The organism is Corynebacterium sp. ACRQJ (genome assembly GCF_022346045.1).
Classification (GTDB): domain Bacteria; phylum Actinomycetota; class Actinomycetes; order Mycobacteriales; family Mycobacteriaceae; genus Corynebacterium; species Corynebacterium evansiae.
This window is the reverse complement of the sequence record NZ_JAKRMT010000040.1, coordinates 1-1,353: the sequence shown is the minus strand read 5'-3', so window position 1 is coordinate 1,353 and position 1,353 is coordinate 1. Positions and strand designations below refer to the sequence as shown.

General features: G+C 53.1%; 1 rRNA gene. It reads right to left on the bottom strand.

Annotated elements, in window-relative coordinates:
- Positions 1-1,268: ribosomal RNA gene (locus tag MHX52_RS10275) — 23S ribosomal RNA — on the bottom strand; the annotation flags it as partial.
- Positions 1,269-1,353: the final 85 nt, after the last annotated feature.

The window sequence follows — 1,353 nt, the reverse complement described above, 5'->3', positions numbered from 1 at the left end:
AATGTTGAGTTCCGCGGTTTCGGCGGTGTACTTGAGCCCCACTACATTGTCGGCGCAGAACCACTCGACCAGTGAGCTATTACGCACTCTTTCAAGGATGGCTGCTTCTAAGCCAACCTCCTGGCTGTCTTCGCGATCCCACATCCTTTTCCACTTAGCACACTCTTAGGGGCCTTAACCGGCGATCTGGGCTGTTTCCCTCTCGACTAACGAAGCTTATCCCCCGCAGTCTCACTGCCGCGCTCTGACTTACCGGCATTCGGAGTTTGGCTGACGTCGCTAAGATGATAGTCCCGCTCAACCAACCAGTAGCTCTACCTCCGGCAAGAAACACACGACGCTGCACCTAAATGCATTTCGGGGAGAACCAGCTATCACGGAGTTTGATTGGCCTTTCACCCCTACCCACAACTCATCCCCTCAGTTTTCAACCTAAGTGGGTTCGCGCCTCCACAGCCTCTTACAGCTGCTTCACACTGGCCATGGGTAGATCACCCCGCTTCGGGTCCAGGACACGCCACTAAAACACCCTCATTAGGATTCGGTTTCCCTACGGCTACCCCACAACACGGGTTAACCTCGCGACATGCCGCTGACTCGCAGGCTCATTCTTCAAAAGGCACGCCATCACCCTTTAAAAGGCTCTGACGGCTTGTAGGCACACGGTTTCAGGTACTATTTCACTCCCCTCCCGGGGTACTTTTCACCATTCCCTCACGGTACTCATACACTATCGGTCACAATAAGTATTCAGGCTTACCGGGCGGTCCCGGCAGATTCACAGCAGATTCCACGAGCCCGCTGCTACTCGGGTATCACATCAACCCCAACACCACATGCTTTCACGTACCGGACTCTCACCGTCTACGGCAGGCCATTCCAAACCACTTCCGCTAACACACAATGTCGGGGCACGGCATGGCAGCACCGCACAACACAACCCCACAACCCCACACACGCAACCCCTGCCAGGTATCACACGCATGCAGTTTAGCCAAAAATCCACGTTCGCTCGCCGCTACTAGCAGAATCATTATTATTTTCTTCTCCTGCGGGTACTAAGATGTTTCACTTCCCCGCGTTACCACCACACAAACTATGAATTCATTCATGCAGCGACCACACACAACTGTGGCCAGGTTTCCCCATTCGGACACCCTCGGATCAACGCTCGATTGACAACTCCCCGAGGACTATCGCGGCCTTCCACGTCCTTCATCGGCTTATCATGCCCAAGGCATCCACCGTGCGCCCTTCACAGACAACACAAAATACTAAGACACCCACACACCAACCACACAAACAAAACATTCATGTAATCAGCGCGTGAACAAAAATGATTTCAAACAAAAA